At 62.7% G+C, this 12,603-nt stretch carries 15 protein-coding genes; 9 read left to right on the top strand and 6 right to left on the bottom strand.

Annotation, left to right across the window (positions count from 1 at the left end):
• Window positions 1-153: 153 nt before the first annotated feature.
• The 5 genes from bioD to bioB form a co-directional block, all read right to left on the bottom strand.
• Window positions 154-801 carry a dethiobiotin synthase gene (gene bioD, locus A11A3_RS01300; protein ID WP_008927451.1) on the bottom strand — a complete coding sequence of 216 codons (648 nt, stop codon included), beginning with the start codon at window positions 799-801 and terminating at the stop codon, window positions 154-156.
• A gap of 70 nt (window positions 802-871) precedes the next feature.
• Window positions 872-1,696 carry a malonyl-ACP O-methyltransferase BioC gene (gene bioC / locus A11A3_RS01305; RefSeq protein WP_040296553.1) on the bottom strand — a complete coding sequence of 275 codons (825 nt, stop codon included), beginning with the start codon at window positions 1,694-1,696 and terminating at the stop codon, window positions 872-874.
• A complete protein-coding gene (bioH, locus tag A11A3_RS01310; protein ID WP_008927453.1) occupies window positions 1,662-2,474 on the bottom strand; it encodes a pimeloyl-ACP methyl ester esterase BioH in 813 nt (270 codons plus the stop codon). Before bioH ends, bioC begins: the two co-directional genes overlap by 35 nt.
• Window positions 2,475-2,607: 133 nt before the next feature.
• A complete protein-coding gene (gene bioF / locus A11A3_RS01315) occupies window positions 2,608-3,765 on the bottom strand; it encodes an 8-amino-7-oxononanoate synthase (protein ID WP_008927454.1) in 1,158 nt (385 codons plus the stop codon).
• 144 nt (window positions 3,766-3,909) lie between these two features.
• Window positions 3,910-5,058, bottom strand: coding sequence for a biotin synthase BioB (bioB, locus tag A11A3_RS01320; RefSeq protein WP_008927455.1), 1,149 nt, complete (start codon window positions 5,056-5,058; stop codon window positions 3,910-3,912).
• Between the two features lie 317 nt (window positions 5,059-5,375).
• Between bioB and A11A3_RS17995 the strand changes: the two genes are divergently transcribed.
• The 9 genes from A11A3_RS17995 to A11A3_RS01365 all read left to right on the top strand — a co-directional run bounded on the left by A11A3_RS17995 (window position 5,376) and on the right by A11A3_RS01365 (window position 11,754).
• Entirely contained in the window at window positions 5,376-5,828 is a 453-nt protein-coding gene (locus A11A3_RS17995; RefSeq protein WP_237738801.1) for a ComF family protein, read from the top strand.
• A gap of 109 nt (window positions 5,829-5,937) precedes the next feature.
• Window positions 5,938-6,480 carry a hypothetical protein gene (locus tag A11A3_RS01330; protein ID WP_008927457.1) on the top strand — a complete coding sequence of 181 codons (543 nt, stop codon included), beginning with the start codon at window positions 5,938-5,940 and terminating at the stop codon, window positions 6,478-6,480.
• A gap of 53 nt (window positions 6,481-6,533) precedes the next feature.
• Window positions 6,534-7,214 (top strand): 2-phosphosulfolactate phosphatase, encoded by a 681-nt coding sequence (locus A11A3_RS01335; protein WP_008927458.1) that lies wholly within the window; start codon window positions 6,534-6,536, stop codon window positions 7,212-7,214.
• Between the two features lie 96 nt (window positions 7,215-7,310).
• On the top strand, window positions 7,311-8,555 hold the full coding sequence (locus A11A3_RS01340; protein ID WP_008927459.1) for an acyl-CoA dehydrogenase family protein: 1,245 nt from the start codon (window positions 7,311-7,313) through the stop codon (window positions 8,553-8,555).
• A gap of 210 nt (window positions 8,556-8,765) precedes the next feature.
• Complete coding sequence (locus A11A3_RS01345) at window positions 8,766-9,536, top strand: fatty acid desaturase family protein (RefSeq protein WP_008927460.1); 771 nt, start codon at window positions 8,766-8,768, stop codon at window positions 9,534-9,536.
• Entirely contained in the window at window positions 9,533-9,940 is a 408-nt protein-coding gene (locus A11A3_RS01350; protein ID WP_008927461.1) for a hypothetical protein, read from the top strand. The genes A11A3_RS01345 and A11A3_RS01350 overlap by 4 nt, the downstream gene beginning before the upstream one ends.
• A gap of 79 nt (window positions 9,941-10,019) precedes the next feature.
• The gene (locus A11A3_RS01355; RefSeq protein ID WP_008927462.1) at window positions 10,020-10,733 is read left to right on the top strand and encodes a hypothetical protein; all 714 of its coding nucleotides are present in this window, start codon (window positions 10,020-10,022) and stop codon (window positions 10,731-10,733) included.
• A gap of 54 nt (window positions 10,734-10,787) precedes the next feature.
• On the top strand, window positions 10,788-11,141 hold the full coding sequence (locus A11A3_RS01360; protein WP_008927463.1) for a 4a-hydroxytetrahydrobiopterin dehydratase: 354 nt from the start codon (window positions 10,788-10,790) through the stop codon (window positions 11,139-11,141).
• Between the two features lie 154 nt (window positions 11,142-11,295).
• Entirely contained in the window at window positions 11,296-11,754 is a 459-nt protein-coding gene (locus tag A11A3_RS01365; RefSeq protein WP_008927464.1) for a PaaI family thioesterase, read from the top strand.
• A 42-nt stretch (window positions 11,755-11,796) separates the two neighbouring features.
• Here A11A3_RS01365 and A11A3_RS01370 read toward each other — a convergent pair whose 3' ends face one another.
• Window positions 11,797-12,579 carry a pilin gene (locus tag A11A3_RS01370; RefSeq protein WP_008927465.1) on the bottom strand — a complete coding sequence of 261 codons (783 nt, stop codon included), beginning with the start codon at window positions 12,577-12,579 and terminating at the stop codon, window positions 11,797-11,799.
• Window positions 12,580-12,603 lie beyond the last annotated feature (24 nt).

Raw genomic sequence — 12,603 nt, forward strand, 5'->3', positions numbered from 1 at the left:
CCCCTTTTGATATCAGGGAGATTAGGCAGGAAGTTGCATTAAGGCTGTTTGCCTTGAGTGGTGGCACTGTAGTGCTATGTTGTCGGCTGTAACCGCCCAGTTACCCATGAACAGGGCATGACAGCGGCACGGCAAGACCATGAAAAATCAGCACTAAACGATGGCAAAGGCGCCGGGCAGATGCTGGCGCAGGGTCAGCAGATTCTCTTCCTGTACGGCCATATTGCCATCGAAGGTATTGGCCATGGTGCCGGCATAGCGCAGGCCGTCCTTTTCGATGGCCTCGGCGGTCAACAGGGCATGGTTGATGCAGCCGAGTTTCATGCCCACCACCTGAATGACCGGCAGCTCCAGCTCCCTGGCCAGGCCCGCCAGCATCTCCCGATCATTAAGCGGCACCCGCCAGCCACCGGCGCCCTCGATCAGAATCAGGTCCGCCTTGTGGGCGTTCAGCGCGCCCCGCACATAGCCGGCCAGGCGTGCCAGGGTAATCACCCTGCCTTCCTGCTGGGCGGCGATATGCGGCGCGATGGGCGCCTTCAGCGCCACCGGGTTGACCGTCTCGTAGGGCAGCTTCACGGAGCTGGCCGCCATCAACTGCAGGGCATCGTCGTTGCGCCAGCCTTCGCCGGTCTGCTCACAGCCGGCGGCCACCGGTTTGAGCCCGTAGCAGCTCAGCCCGGCCTCACGGGCCCGCTCCAGCAGGCGGCAGCTGACCCAGGTCTTGCCCACTTCCGTGTCGGTACCGGTAACAAAGAAGATGCCCTTGAGGGCGGGGAGAAGGGGTTTCTGGTTTTCCATATGCTTGCTTCACCACAGAGGGCAGAACGCTACATCCTGTTTCTCTGTGCTGTGAGTGACCTCTGTGTGGTTAACCGATTTTTTCCGCATCCAGAAACAGTACATTCCACGTTAGCGGCAAGCCCTGTTCCGTGCGTTTGCTCTCGTACTCTTTGACCATCGCCAGCCAGGCGTTCTTGCCGGTGAGGCCGGTGGCGCCGCTGACATGGTCGGCGCCGGTGGCCTTGAGGCGGCGGGCGATCTGTTTGACCGAGTGGTAAGACTCCACCATCACCTGTTGCTGCAACTGGGCATCGGCGAACCCGGCCTGCTGTGTCGCCGCCTGCCAGTCGGCCAGGGCCGGCAGGCGATTCACATGGGGGCGGCCATTGACCGCCTGCCAGCTATCGCGCAATTCGCGCAGGGAGCCGGCCAGCGGCAGGGCCAGTAATAGCCGGCCACCGGGGGCCAGCACCCGGTGGATTTCCGTCATCACCCGTTGCGGATCACACCATTGCAGGGCAAAGCAACTGAACACCAGTCCCTGGCTGGCATCCGCCAGTGGCAAGGTCTCCGCGTCCGCGCACAGCGGGCGATAGTGGTCATTGAGCCGGCCCCGCTCCGCGGCCTCCGCCAGCATCACCCGGGACAGATCCACCGCCTGCCACTGCACCTGTGGCAGGGCCTGCTGCTGGGCGCGGGCAAAGGGCGCGGTGGCACACCCCAGATCCAGGGCCGTTGGCACCGGCAACTCGCCGGGCAGGCGCTGTACCAGGGCGCGCCCCACGGCCAGCTGCAAGATGGCATGGGCATCGTAGCTTCGCGCCGCCCGGCTGAAGTGCTCGTTGACGGCGCTTTTGTCCGGGTAACGCACTACCGGCTCAGCCAACCAGTCGGTGTTCACGATAGAAGTCATAGACGGCTCGGGAGAAAGTCTCGGGGGCGGACAGGAACGGCACATGGGCCACCTGCTCGATCAGGGCCGTGGTGCCGTTGCGAATCAGGGCGGCACTGTCGGCCATGGCCGCGGCGGGCACGATATGATCGTTCTCGCCGAACATCATCAGCACCGGCATGGGCAGGCCGGGCAACACATCCCGAAGGTCCGCATCACGAAGAATATCCAGGCCGCCACGCAGGGCCCTGGGCGCCGGCAACCCGCAGAAATAGAGAATCTCCTTCAACCGGGCGGTGTCCTCACGCATGGCGGCACTGCCCTTGCAGTTCAGCGCCAGAAAACGCACCAGGGTGCCCTCCTGGTCCTCATCGAACATTTCGGCGAACTTGGCCAGGATTTCCGGCTTCATGGCCGCCTCCCAGCCCGGCCCCGTGGTGAAACGCGGCGAGGTGGCCACGGTCACCACCGACTGCACTCGCTGCGGCGCCTTGCCGGCCATGGCCAGCGCCACCAGCCCGCCCAGGGACCAGCCCAGCAGATGGGCCTTTTCCGGCATGATGTCGAGCACCTGGTCAGCCAGAAAATCCAGCGTGTAATCCGCGTTGGGCAACGGGCTCTGGCCCATGCCGGGCAGGTCCACCACGGTGACCCGGAAATGCGCCAGCAGCGCCGGCACGATGTCGTCAAAGACAATGGCATGCAGGCCCCAGCCATGGATCAGCACAATATCCTCGGCCTGGGCATCGTCGACTCCAGTGGCCTTGTAGGTGTTGTGGAACGGAATCAGCTTGGGCATTGGACGTCCTTTCATTTTCACCACAGAGGGCACAGAGCACACAGAGTCAACCACACTGCAAGGCGGTCGCAGGCAAACGGGGTTCAAGGCATGTCTGCGTTTACTCGGTGTTCTCCGTGAGCTCGGTGGTTAACTAATCAGTTTCTTGATATTGCGACAGCGCCGCCAGCAACGCATCCACGTCGGCCGTGTCGTGGGCCGCGGACAGGGTCACCCGCAGGCGTGCCTGCCCCTCCGGCACGGTGGGCGGGCGGATGGCGGTGACCAGCAGCCCCTGCTCCCTGAGGGCCTGGCTCAGCGCCAGCGCCTGCTCGTCACTGCCCACCAGAATCGGCTGGATCGGGGTGGTCGAGCCCATCAGGGTCAGCCCCAGCTGGCGGGCACCGTCACGAAAACGGGCAATCAGGGTCGCCAGCTTTTCGCGGCGGTGCGATTCCCGGCGGGCCTTGGCCAGGCTGACCTGGGTGGCGGCGGCCACCGCCGCCGGCATGGCGGTGGTGTAGATATAGGTGCGGGCGAACTGTATCAGGGTTTCAATCAGTTCGGCGCTACCGGCCACAAAGGCACCGCCGGTGCCCAGCCCCTTGCCCAGGGTCCCCATGAGAATCTGGGTGCGCTCATTCACGCCCTGGGCAAACAGGGAGCCGCGGCCCTTTTCATCCAGCACACCGAGGCCATGGGCATCATCCACCATCAGACAGGCACCGTTGTGTTCGCACACGTCCGCAAGTGCTGCCAGCGGCGCTTCATCGCCATCCATGCTGAAGACCCCATCCACCACCACCAGCTTGCGACGGGCCTCGCTGCGTTGCAGCAGACGATTCAGGGCATCGGCATCGTTGTGGGCAAAACGCCGGAAACGGGCGCCGCTCAGCAAACCGCCATCCAGCAGGGAGGCATGATTGAGGCGATCTTCAAACACCGCATCGGCCTTGCCCAGCAAGGCGGTCATGACACCCAGGTTGGCCATGTAGCCGGTGGAAAACAGCAAGGCCCGCTCGCGCCCGGTATGCGCGGCCAACGCCTCTTCCAGGTCCTGATGGGGGCGTTGATGGCCGCACACCAGATGGGAGGCGCCGCTGCCAACGCCCCATTCACCGGCCGCATTCTGAAAGGCGGCAATCACCTCGGGGTCATTGGCCAGGCCCAGATAGTCGTTGCTGCAGAAATTCAGGTAACGCTGGCCATTCACCACCGCATGGCGACCACAGGGGCTCTCCATGATTTGCGGTTGGCGATAACGATGCTGGCGGTGACGCTCTTCAAGGTCGGCAGAAAGATCAAAGGTCATTTCGAAGCCCCGTAGGGCGGAAATTGGCGTGAGCCAATCTCCGCCACGGCGTAAGCACCAATCCATGTCTGGAGAAACATCTGCTCCATCCGCGCGATTCGGCGGAGATCGGCTAACGCCGATTTCCGCCCTACACGCCCGGCATCAGTGGCCAGTGGCCGGCCGCCCGGTGTCCTTGTCCAGCACATGCTTGGGCGACCGCTTGGCGTCCATGGCGTTATAGAAAAGGCCGGCCTCTTCGGCCTGCTGCTCGGCCACCCGGGCCTTGATGGCTTCCTCGTGGGCCTCGTCGGAGGCTTCATGGCGCGGGTCCAGCGGGTGGATACCAAGCCGGCTGAACAGCTGGCGGTCGTGGGTGGCCTCCGGGTTATCGGTGGTCAGCAGACGCTCGCCGTAGAAGATGGAATTGGCGCCGGCCAGGAAGCACAACGCCTGGGCCTCGTCATTCATTTCCTGGCGCCCGGCGGACAGCCGCACATAGGATTGCGGCATCAGGATGCGGGCCACCGCCACGGTACGCACGAACTCGAACGGGTCCAGGTCGTCCACGTCCGCCAGCGGCGTGCCTTCGATTTTCACCAGCATGTTGATGGGCACGGACTCGGGATGATGCGGCAGATTGGCCAGCTGCTGCAGCAGGCCCACGCGGTCATCGCGCTGCTCGCCCATGCCGACGATGCCACCACAGCAGACCTTCATGCCGGCGTCGCGGACATTGGCCAGGGTGCTGAGGCGATCGTTATAGGTACGGGTGGTAATCACCTGGCCGTAGTATTCCGGCGAGGTGTCCAGGTTGTGGTTGTAGTAGTCCAGGCCCGCCTCCGCCAACGCACCGGCCTGTTCTTCGTTGAGCATGCCCAGGGTCATGCAGGTTTCCATGCCCAGGCCCTTGACCTGACGGATCATGTCCAGCACGTAGGGCATGTCCCTGTCGCGGGGGCTGCGCCAGGCGGCACCCATGCAGAACCGGGAGGCGCCCTTCTGTTGTGCCGCCTTCGCCTCTTCCACCACGCGGGCCACTTCCAGCAGCTTTTCCTTCTCCAGCTCGGTGTTGTAGTGGCCGGACTGGGAGCAGTACTTGCAGTCTTCCGGGCAGGCGCCGGTCTTGATCGACAGCAGCGTACTCACCTGCACCGCGTTGGCGTCGAAGTGAGCCCGGTGGATGCTGGCCGCCCGGAACAGCAGATCGTTGAACGGCAACGCGAACAGGGCATCGATCTCACTGCGTTTCCAGTCATGGCGTACAACATTATCAGCGCGGGCGGCTTGGGCGGTGCTGGCGGTGGCGGGCATGCTTTTCTCCTGTGAGTTACAAACGCAGACTAGAAGCCGCCCCCATGCCTGTCAACCTGAAAGCATTGCAAAAAGTTTACTGCAGGTTATTTTTTGACCTGTCCGATTGCCTGCTTTGTGGGCAGCCGGGCCGCGCGCTGTGCGCCCCCTGTACGGCGCTAATCAGCGCGCTGCCAGCCAATCCGTGCCGTTGCGGCCTACCACAGATCACACCGGTTACCACGGTCGACAGCCCCGACCCACCCTTGTGCGGCCGCTGCATACGCCGCCCGCCACCGTTCAGCGCCGCCCGTTCGGCGGTGCTCTACGGTTTTCCCGTGGACCGGCTGATCACCCGCTACAAGTCCCGCGGCGACCTGACCGCGGAACGCGCCTGTCAGCAACTGCTGCAGCGCCAGGTGCTACCCTGGCCGGATGCGGATGCGCTCTGCCCGTTACCGGCACACTGGCGCCGGCGCTGGCTGCGCGGCTTTGACCAGAGTGCTCGCCTCACCGCACGGCTGGCAAAACAGTGGCAACGCCCGCTACTGCCCGCTCTGCAACGACAACGCCCCACCCCCCATCAGCAGGGCCTGCGCGCCTCGCAACGACGGCACAACCTGCGCCGGGCATTTCGCTGTGTGCAGCCTGTGACCGGTCTGCATCTGGTACTGGTGGATGATGTCATGACCACCGGCAGCAGCGCCCGGGCCGCTGCCCGTTGTTTGCTGGATGCCGGTGCCCGGCGGGTCAGTGTCTGGACGCTGGCACGCACGCCGGCGGGCCGTTAGGCCGCCTCTGAAAAAAACAACCTGCGGCCGGCGTACGCAAAGGGAAGACACGGGCTGTTTTTCAACAGCCCGTTAGGCATAATGCGCTTACTTGCATGGAGGAATACCAATGACAACAAGGCTGTTTGCCATCCTGCTTATGCTTGCCACTGCCGGCGCCGCCAATGCGGACACCGATTCCGGTCGCTACAGTGGCGTTACCCTGATTCGCGGTACGGTAATTTCCGCCGGCCGCGTGGACCCCACCGAAGACATCGATACCGGTTTTTTCGTGGACGCCAACTACTCCAGTGTGGCCGTCAATGCCGGTGTCGCCACCAAGAAGTTCGGCGAGTCGCCACTGCGCCCGGAGCAACGCTCCGATGCCCAGTCCGAAGCCAACGATGAAAGGGTCAACAACGTCTACGCCGGTATCGGCTTCGGGCGCATCGTGCAGATCCAGTACGGCTACGGTAACCACAAGGACCTGCTGCGCTTCCGCTCCGATTTCAACTTCCGCTCGGTGGTGGATTTTCTCAGCGGCCATCACACGCCCAAGGACCGCATGACCCTGGGGGACCGGCTGACCTTCACCATTGCCGCCGAACGCTATCTGGACGGCGACGAGGATATTTTCAACAACACCACCTGGGGCATTGGCCTGCTGTTCTGAGCCCGGCAACACCGGCACCTCATTGCAGCCCATGGCCCGGGGAAGGATGGACAATGCAGATTCATATTGCCCAGGGCCATAACCCGCCCCACAACATCCACGGCATCACCGTGGTGATCGACGTGATCCGCGCCTTCACCACCAGTCATCACGCCTTCCGGGGCGGCTTGCGCTGTATCTGGCCGGTGGCCACCGCCGAGCAGGCCTTTGCCCTGCGCGATGAACACTGCCCCGAGGCCCTGCTGGCCGGCGAGGTGGAAGCACTACCCATCGATGGCTTCGATTTCGGCAATTCCCCCTGGGAGATCGACCAGGCCGAGCTGCAGGGCCGGGAAATGATCCTGCGCACCACCAATGGCGTGGCCGCCACCCTGCGTGCCCGCGATAGCCAGCAGGTGCTGGTGGCGGGGCTGGTCAATGCCCGCGCCACCGCCCATTACCTGCGGGAACAGAACCCGCCCTGTGTGGTGCTGGTGGCCTCGCACCCCACCGGCGACGAGGACGTGGCCTGCGCGGAATATATTCGCGGCCTGCTGGGCGGCGACGGCATCTCCTATGACGCGGCCCGCCAGCGCACCCTGAATGCCCGCGCGGCCCGGAAGTTCTATGACGGCCGGCACCCGCGCCTGCGGGCCCAGGACATCGAGGCGGCGGCCAGCGACGGCGGCGACAACGCCCTGGTGATGGCGGTCAGTTTCGAGCCTCGGCCCTGCATCCGCCCGCTGCCACGCTGACCGCCACGGTCAATTCAAACGCTTGTTTTGATCAATGACCCCCAACCGGTCGGTTGCTAGGGTTGAGGGATCCTTTCCCCTTTAAAGAGGCAAGCCATGATCCAGTGGTCCGAACAACAACAGATGATCCAGACGATGGTGCGCGATTTTGTCAGCAAGGAAATCGTGCCGCAGCTGGATGACATTGAATATAACGGTGTGCCGCCGTACGACATTCTGCGCAAGCTGATCAAGACCTTCGGCATGGATGTGATGGCCAAACAGAATTTCGACAAGCAGCTGGCCCGGGAAAAGGCCATCGCCGCCGGCGAGACGGTGGCGGACCGGAAGAAAGACGGCCCCTCCGCCATGGCCGGAGAGGAAGCCGCCATGCGCATGATCCCCATCATCGAAATCTGCCGGCATGCCCAGGGCCTGGTGACCGCCATGGGCGTCTCCATGGGCCTGGCCGGCGGCGCCATCATGAGCAAGGGCACCATTGAGCAGAAGGAACGCTGGGCCCTGCCACTGCTGACCCTGGAGAAAGTGGGGGCCTGGGCCATCTCCGAACCCAATGCCGGCTCCGATGCCTTTGGCCAGATGAAAACCCTGGCCCGGCGTGACGGCAACGGCGGCTATATCATCAATGGCAGCAAGACCTGGATCACCAACGGCCCCTTCGCCGATACCATCATCCTGATCTGCAAGCTGGATGAAGACGGTGTGGCGCCGGAGCAGCGCAAGATCATCTCCTTTATCCTCGACAGCGGCATGGAAGGTCTGGAGCAATCCAAACCGTTCAAGAAAATGGGCATCGGCTCGTCGCCCACCGGCGAGTTGTTCCTGTCCGATGTCAAAGTCGGCGCCGACCGCCTGCTGGGCGGCAGTGAGGACAGCTATGGCCGCAGCGGCGCCAAGGGCACCTTCATGCAGGAGCGCGCGGGCGTGGCCGCCATGGCCCTGGGCATGGTGGAGCGGGCCATGGAACTGAGCATCCAGTATGCCAATGACCGGGTGCAGTTCGGGCGCGCCATCGGTCAGAACCAGCTGATCCAGCTGAAGCTGGCCAAAATGGAAGTGGCACGCAGCAACCTGCAGAACATGGTATTTCGCTATATCGAGATGACCGCCGAGGGCAAGCAAATGACCCTGGCGGAAGCGTCGGCCATGAAGCTCTATGCCGCCCAGGCGGCCATGGAGGTAGCCACCGAAGCGGTACAAATCCACGGCGGTTACGGCTACATGCGTGAATCGCGGGTGGAGCAGTTGATGCGCGACGCCAAGATTTTACAGATCTATGCCGGCACCGATGAAATGCAGGTGATCGCCATTGCCCGGGACCTGCTGGGCCGCTCGGCCTAGCCCCCTCAAAGGGGCCCCGCCCGGCCCCTCTTGTAAGCTTTTCGCCCTAAAAGCTGTAGGAAATTGACCACTGCGCCCGGCGTAGTGGTTTTTGTGGTCTACGTCACAATCTACCTACGTCGTACACTCAACCTTTGTTCGTAGTAGACTGAGACGATGAGATTACTTCGCTATAGGGCGGACTTACCGGCCGTCGCCCTGGTGTTAGCGGTGTTCGCCGTTCAACTCGGGCTCTATTTCTTTTCCAGCGGGCTGACCACCTGGCTGGCCATGCTGGCACTGCTGCCGGTGCAGGTTTCCTGTGGCGCCATCTGCCACAACCATCATCACGTCAACACCTTCGTGCGCCGGCCGCTGAACCGGCTGTTCGAAGTGGTGCTTTACCTGCAGACCGGGACCAGCCCGCTGAGCTGGACGCTGCATCACAATATCGGCCACCACAAACTCTACCTGGACCCGCACAAGGACCCGTCGCCCTGGCAGATGGCCGACGGCAGCCTGATGCCGCGCTGGCGCTATGTGCTGGTCAACACATTGATGGTCTACCCGGAAATTCACCGCATCGGCCAGCAGCATCGCCTTCTTTATCAACGCTTCCTGCGTTTGTTGGTGCTTGCTAACATTCCACTGGTGGCGGCCCTGCTCCATGACCCGCGCAATGCACTGATCCTGTTTGTACTGCCGATGGTAGCCATGCTGTTCATGCTGCTGGACAACACCTATGGCCAGCATGCCGGCACCGGTTTCGAGGACCACTTCCAGGCCTCACGCAATGTGGAACTCAAGCGCTATAACCTGCCGTCCTGGAACCTGGGTTATCACACCGCCCACCACATGCTGCCAGGGCTGCACTGGAGCAAGCTGCCGACCCTGCACGCACAGATCCGCCACCGGATTCCCGACCACCTGATCACCGACAACATCCTGCTGCAGTGGGAACCGGGCCGCCAGCAGCGCCAGCAACAGGAGTGTTCCCCATGATACGCCCCCTGCTGATTGCCTGGCTGGCATGCCTGTCGCTGCCGGCCTTCAGCGACGACTGCTATTACTACTGGGTGGCCCAGTGCATTGATGTCACCGATGCCAGCCAGAGAGAGTTCCAGCAGACCGTACTGATTTCCCCGGCGGTGAATTACCTTAACAGCGCCGAAGGCCAGCAGTGCAGCGAGGCAGTGGCGCAAAAGCAGGCGCCGGTCAATGCCGAGCTGCTGCAGACCTTCAACCAGGCCGCCTCAAGGGGCAAGGCCTGTACCCAGCCGATCACCGAGCTGCAGGCCAAGGTCTACAACCAGCCCGGCAAGGCCAGCTGGCACTACCAGCACAGCAAGAAAGAGCGGCCTCACAAGACCGTCATCATGGTCAGCGGCACCCCGGTTCTCAAATAATCACGAGGCCCTGCGGCAACAGCTGCGCCAGCGCTGCGGTGTGCTATGATCGGTATGCAATTTAAAACCGGGGCGAATAATGAAAACAATCAAACCTGCCGCGATGCTCATTGTTGCCGTGCTGCTGGCCGCCTGCCAGAGCCTGCAGGGTGAACGCAAGGGCGACTATTACTACTCACCGGCCGGCGCCTATGCGCTGGATCTGAGCATCAATACCTTCCGGGGCCATGTGGTGCTCGATGAGCGCTGTGACCGCGATGGCGGCTCCACCACCTTCTGGGACGGCAATGGCCGCCTGTTCCGTATTGACTACCTGCAGATCGAAAGCAGCCCCATGGTGCAGGCGCCACGCTTTGCCTCGGACCTGACCCTGCTGAACCTGACTCTCAACAGTTATCTGCGGGATGTGGTGGCCAAGTCACCGATGATTACCAGTGCCGAGGCCTCCTACCGGGAGTTTCTTGATGATGCCGACCCCCGGGCCCTGTTTGCCATCATCGGCATCAATGTGGACGCCAGTCAGGCCGGCAACAACGAGGTGGACGATGGCACCTACTACTACGGTTTCCTGCTGTTCAAGCGCGGCGACCTGATTTACGTGCTGCAACACCGCCAGCCGGTACTGATGCCCGAGAAGATGAAGGCGGTACTGCTGCGCATGGCTGATGGCATGGAAATCCCCGGCCACGTGCGCGACGATACGGATCTGGAGAAACTGCGCCGCATTCTCAAGAAAATGGCGCCGGGCGGCACCAGCGGCGACCCGGTTCGCCTTTGCGAGCCGGCGCAATAACAGGCTGTTGAAAACAGCCTGATAAGTGCCGCCAGGCCGGACAGGACGATGACCATGACTGAACTGAACCAACAACACTGCGAGGCCTGCCGGGCGGATGCCCCGCGGGTCACCGAGCAGGAACTGGCTGATCTGCGTCAGGCCATCCCCGACTGGATTCTTGTGGAGGAAGACGGCGTCGAAAAGCTGCAACGGGCCTTCCCGTTCGGCAACTTTGTCGATGCCCTGGCCTTCAGCAACCGGATTGGCGAACTGGCCGAAGAGGAGGGCCACCACCCGGCCCTGCTCACGGAATATGGCAAGACCACCGTCACCTGGTGGACCCACAAGATCCACGGACTTCACCGCAACGACTTCATCTGCGCGGCCAAGACCGACCAGATTTTCCAGGGTAACGAAACCGACTGATCATCATCGTGACGCGCCGGCGACGCCCTGTTCCGGGATGTTGCCGGCGCGACGGCCGACCTTGATGACCAATTGCACCAGCCTACTGATTGAAACGGCCAGCAGCCCGGCGGCCAGCCTTTGCTAGCATCATTGGCAAATCAAGGAGACGCCCATGGCACTGACAGAACAACAGAAGACACTGATCAAGAACGCCAGCGACAAGACCTTCCCGTTTGTAGAGCGCTGTGAAGTCCAGACCCTGGATGTGGACCGCGGTTACTGCAAGATGCTGATGCCGTTCAAGCCCAACATCAACCATGTGGGCATCATGTATGCCGGCGCGCTGTACACCATTGCCGAGCTACCCGGTGGCGTCATTTACCTGACGTCCTTCGATACCTCGAAGTTCTATCCCATCGTCAAGGACATGTCGATCCGCTTCCGTCGCCCGGCCACCACGGATGTGACCGTGGAAATCACGCTCAGCGAGGAAGAAATTGCCCGTATCGAAAAGACCACCGAGGAACAGGGCAAGTGTGATTTCGAGTGGGATGTGGAGCTGAAGGATAGCAACGGCGAGGTGGTGGCCATTTCCCACAACGTCTATCAGATGCGCAAGATCGGCAGTTGAACGCCGGCATGAACCTGCCTGAACCGCTGTAACAAGCGCCGGCTAGTGGAGCGGTTCGCAGAAGGGCTGCGGCCCCTGCTCCACATCGGTGGAACACTTCCACTCGATACCGCGCACGCCCGAGTCCACCGGCCAGGTATTGAGGTGATGCCCCGCCAGCCGGCCCGCCAGGTCCACTTTCAACATGCCCTCGCGCCACAGGGCGGCCTGCTTGATCCCCGGCCCCACCAGCTGCTCGGGGGCAACGCCCAGTTGCTGCAGATCCTCCGGCCAGTTACCGGTCTGCATATAAAATTCGGCCATGCGTATGCGTATACCGCTGACCACCCCCATCACCCGGGCCAGCTCGGAGCGATCCCGGGAGGTGCTGAACAACTCCCAGGTGCGCGAATCCACGCCCGGAGGTGGGGCATCCCGGTCTTTGACCACAGCGGCTTCACTCACCGCCGGGACCGGGATACGTGCTGCCAGTTGGTCGATATCGCCGTCATAATCGGCACGCAGCACGCAGCGTTGCCCATTCCAGCGACGCCCTTCCAGTTCCGGCTTCTGATCCTGCAGCACACTGAGATAGGCATCGCGCAGCGCGTCTTCGCTGCGATGCAGTTTGCGGTAGGCCTCCAGGCGGGCCTGATAGGCGCCGGTGGCGGCAATCACGCTGAGCAGGCTGTTATGTAATTCCTCGGTCATGGCGGCCATGGCCCGCTCACAAACCTGCTGCTGGCTCTCCCCGGGGGCAGCCTGCTCCACCTTGGCCATGCCCAGGGACATGGCCGCCAACGGCGCCCCCAGCACCAGCAGCAGCATAAAAATGACAACGCGCATCCCTTCCCCCTGAGATTTCACCCG

The sequence above is a fragment of the Alcanivorax hongdengensis A-11-3 genome (assembly GCF_000300995.1).
Lineage (GTDB): Bacteria > Pseudomonadota > Gammaproteobacteria > Pseudomonadales > Alcanivoracaceae > Alcanivorax > Alcanivorax hongdengensis.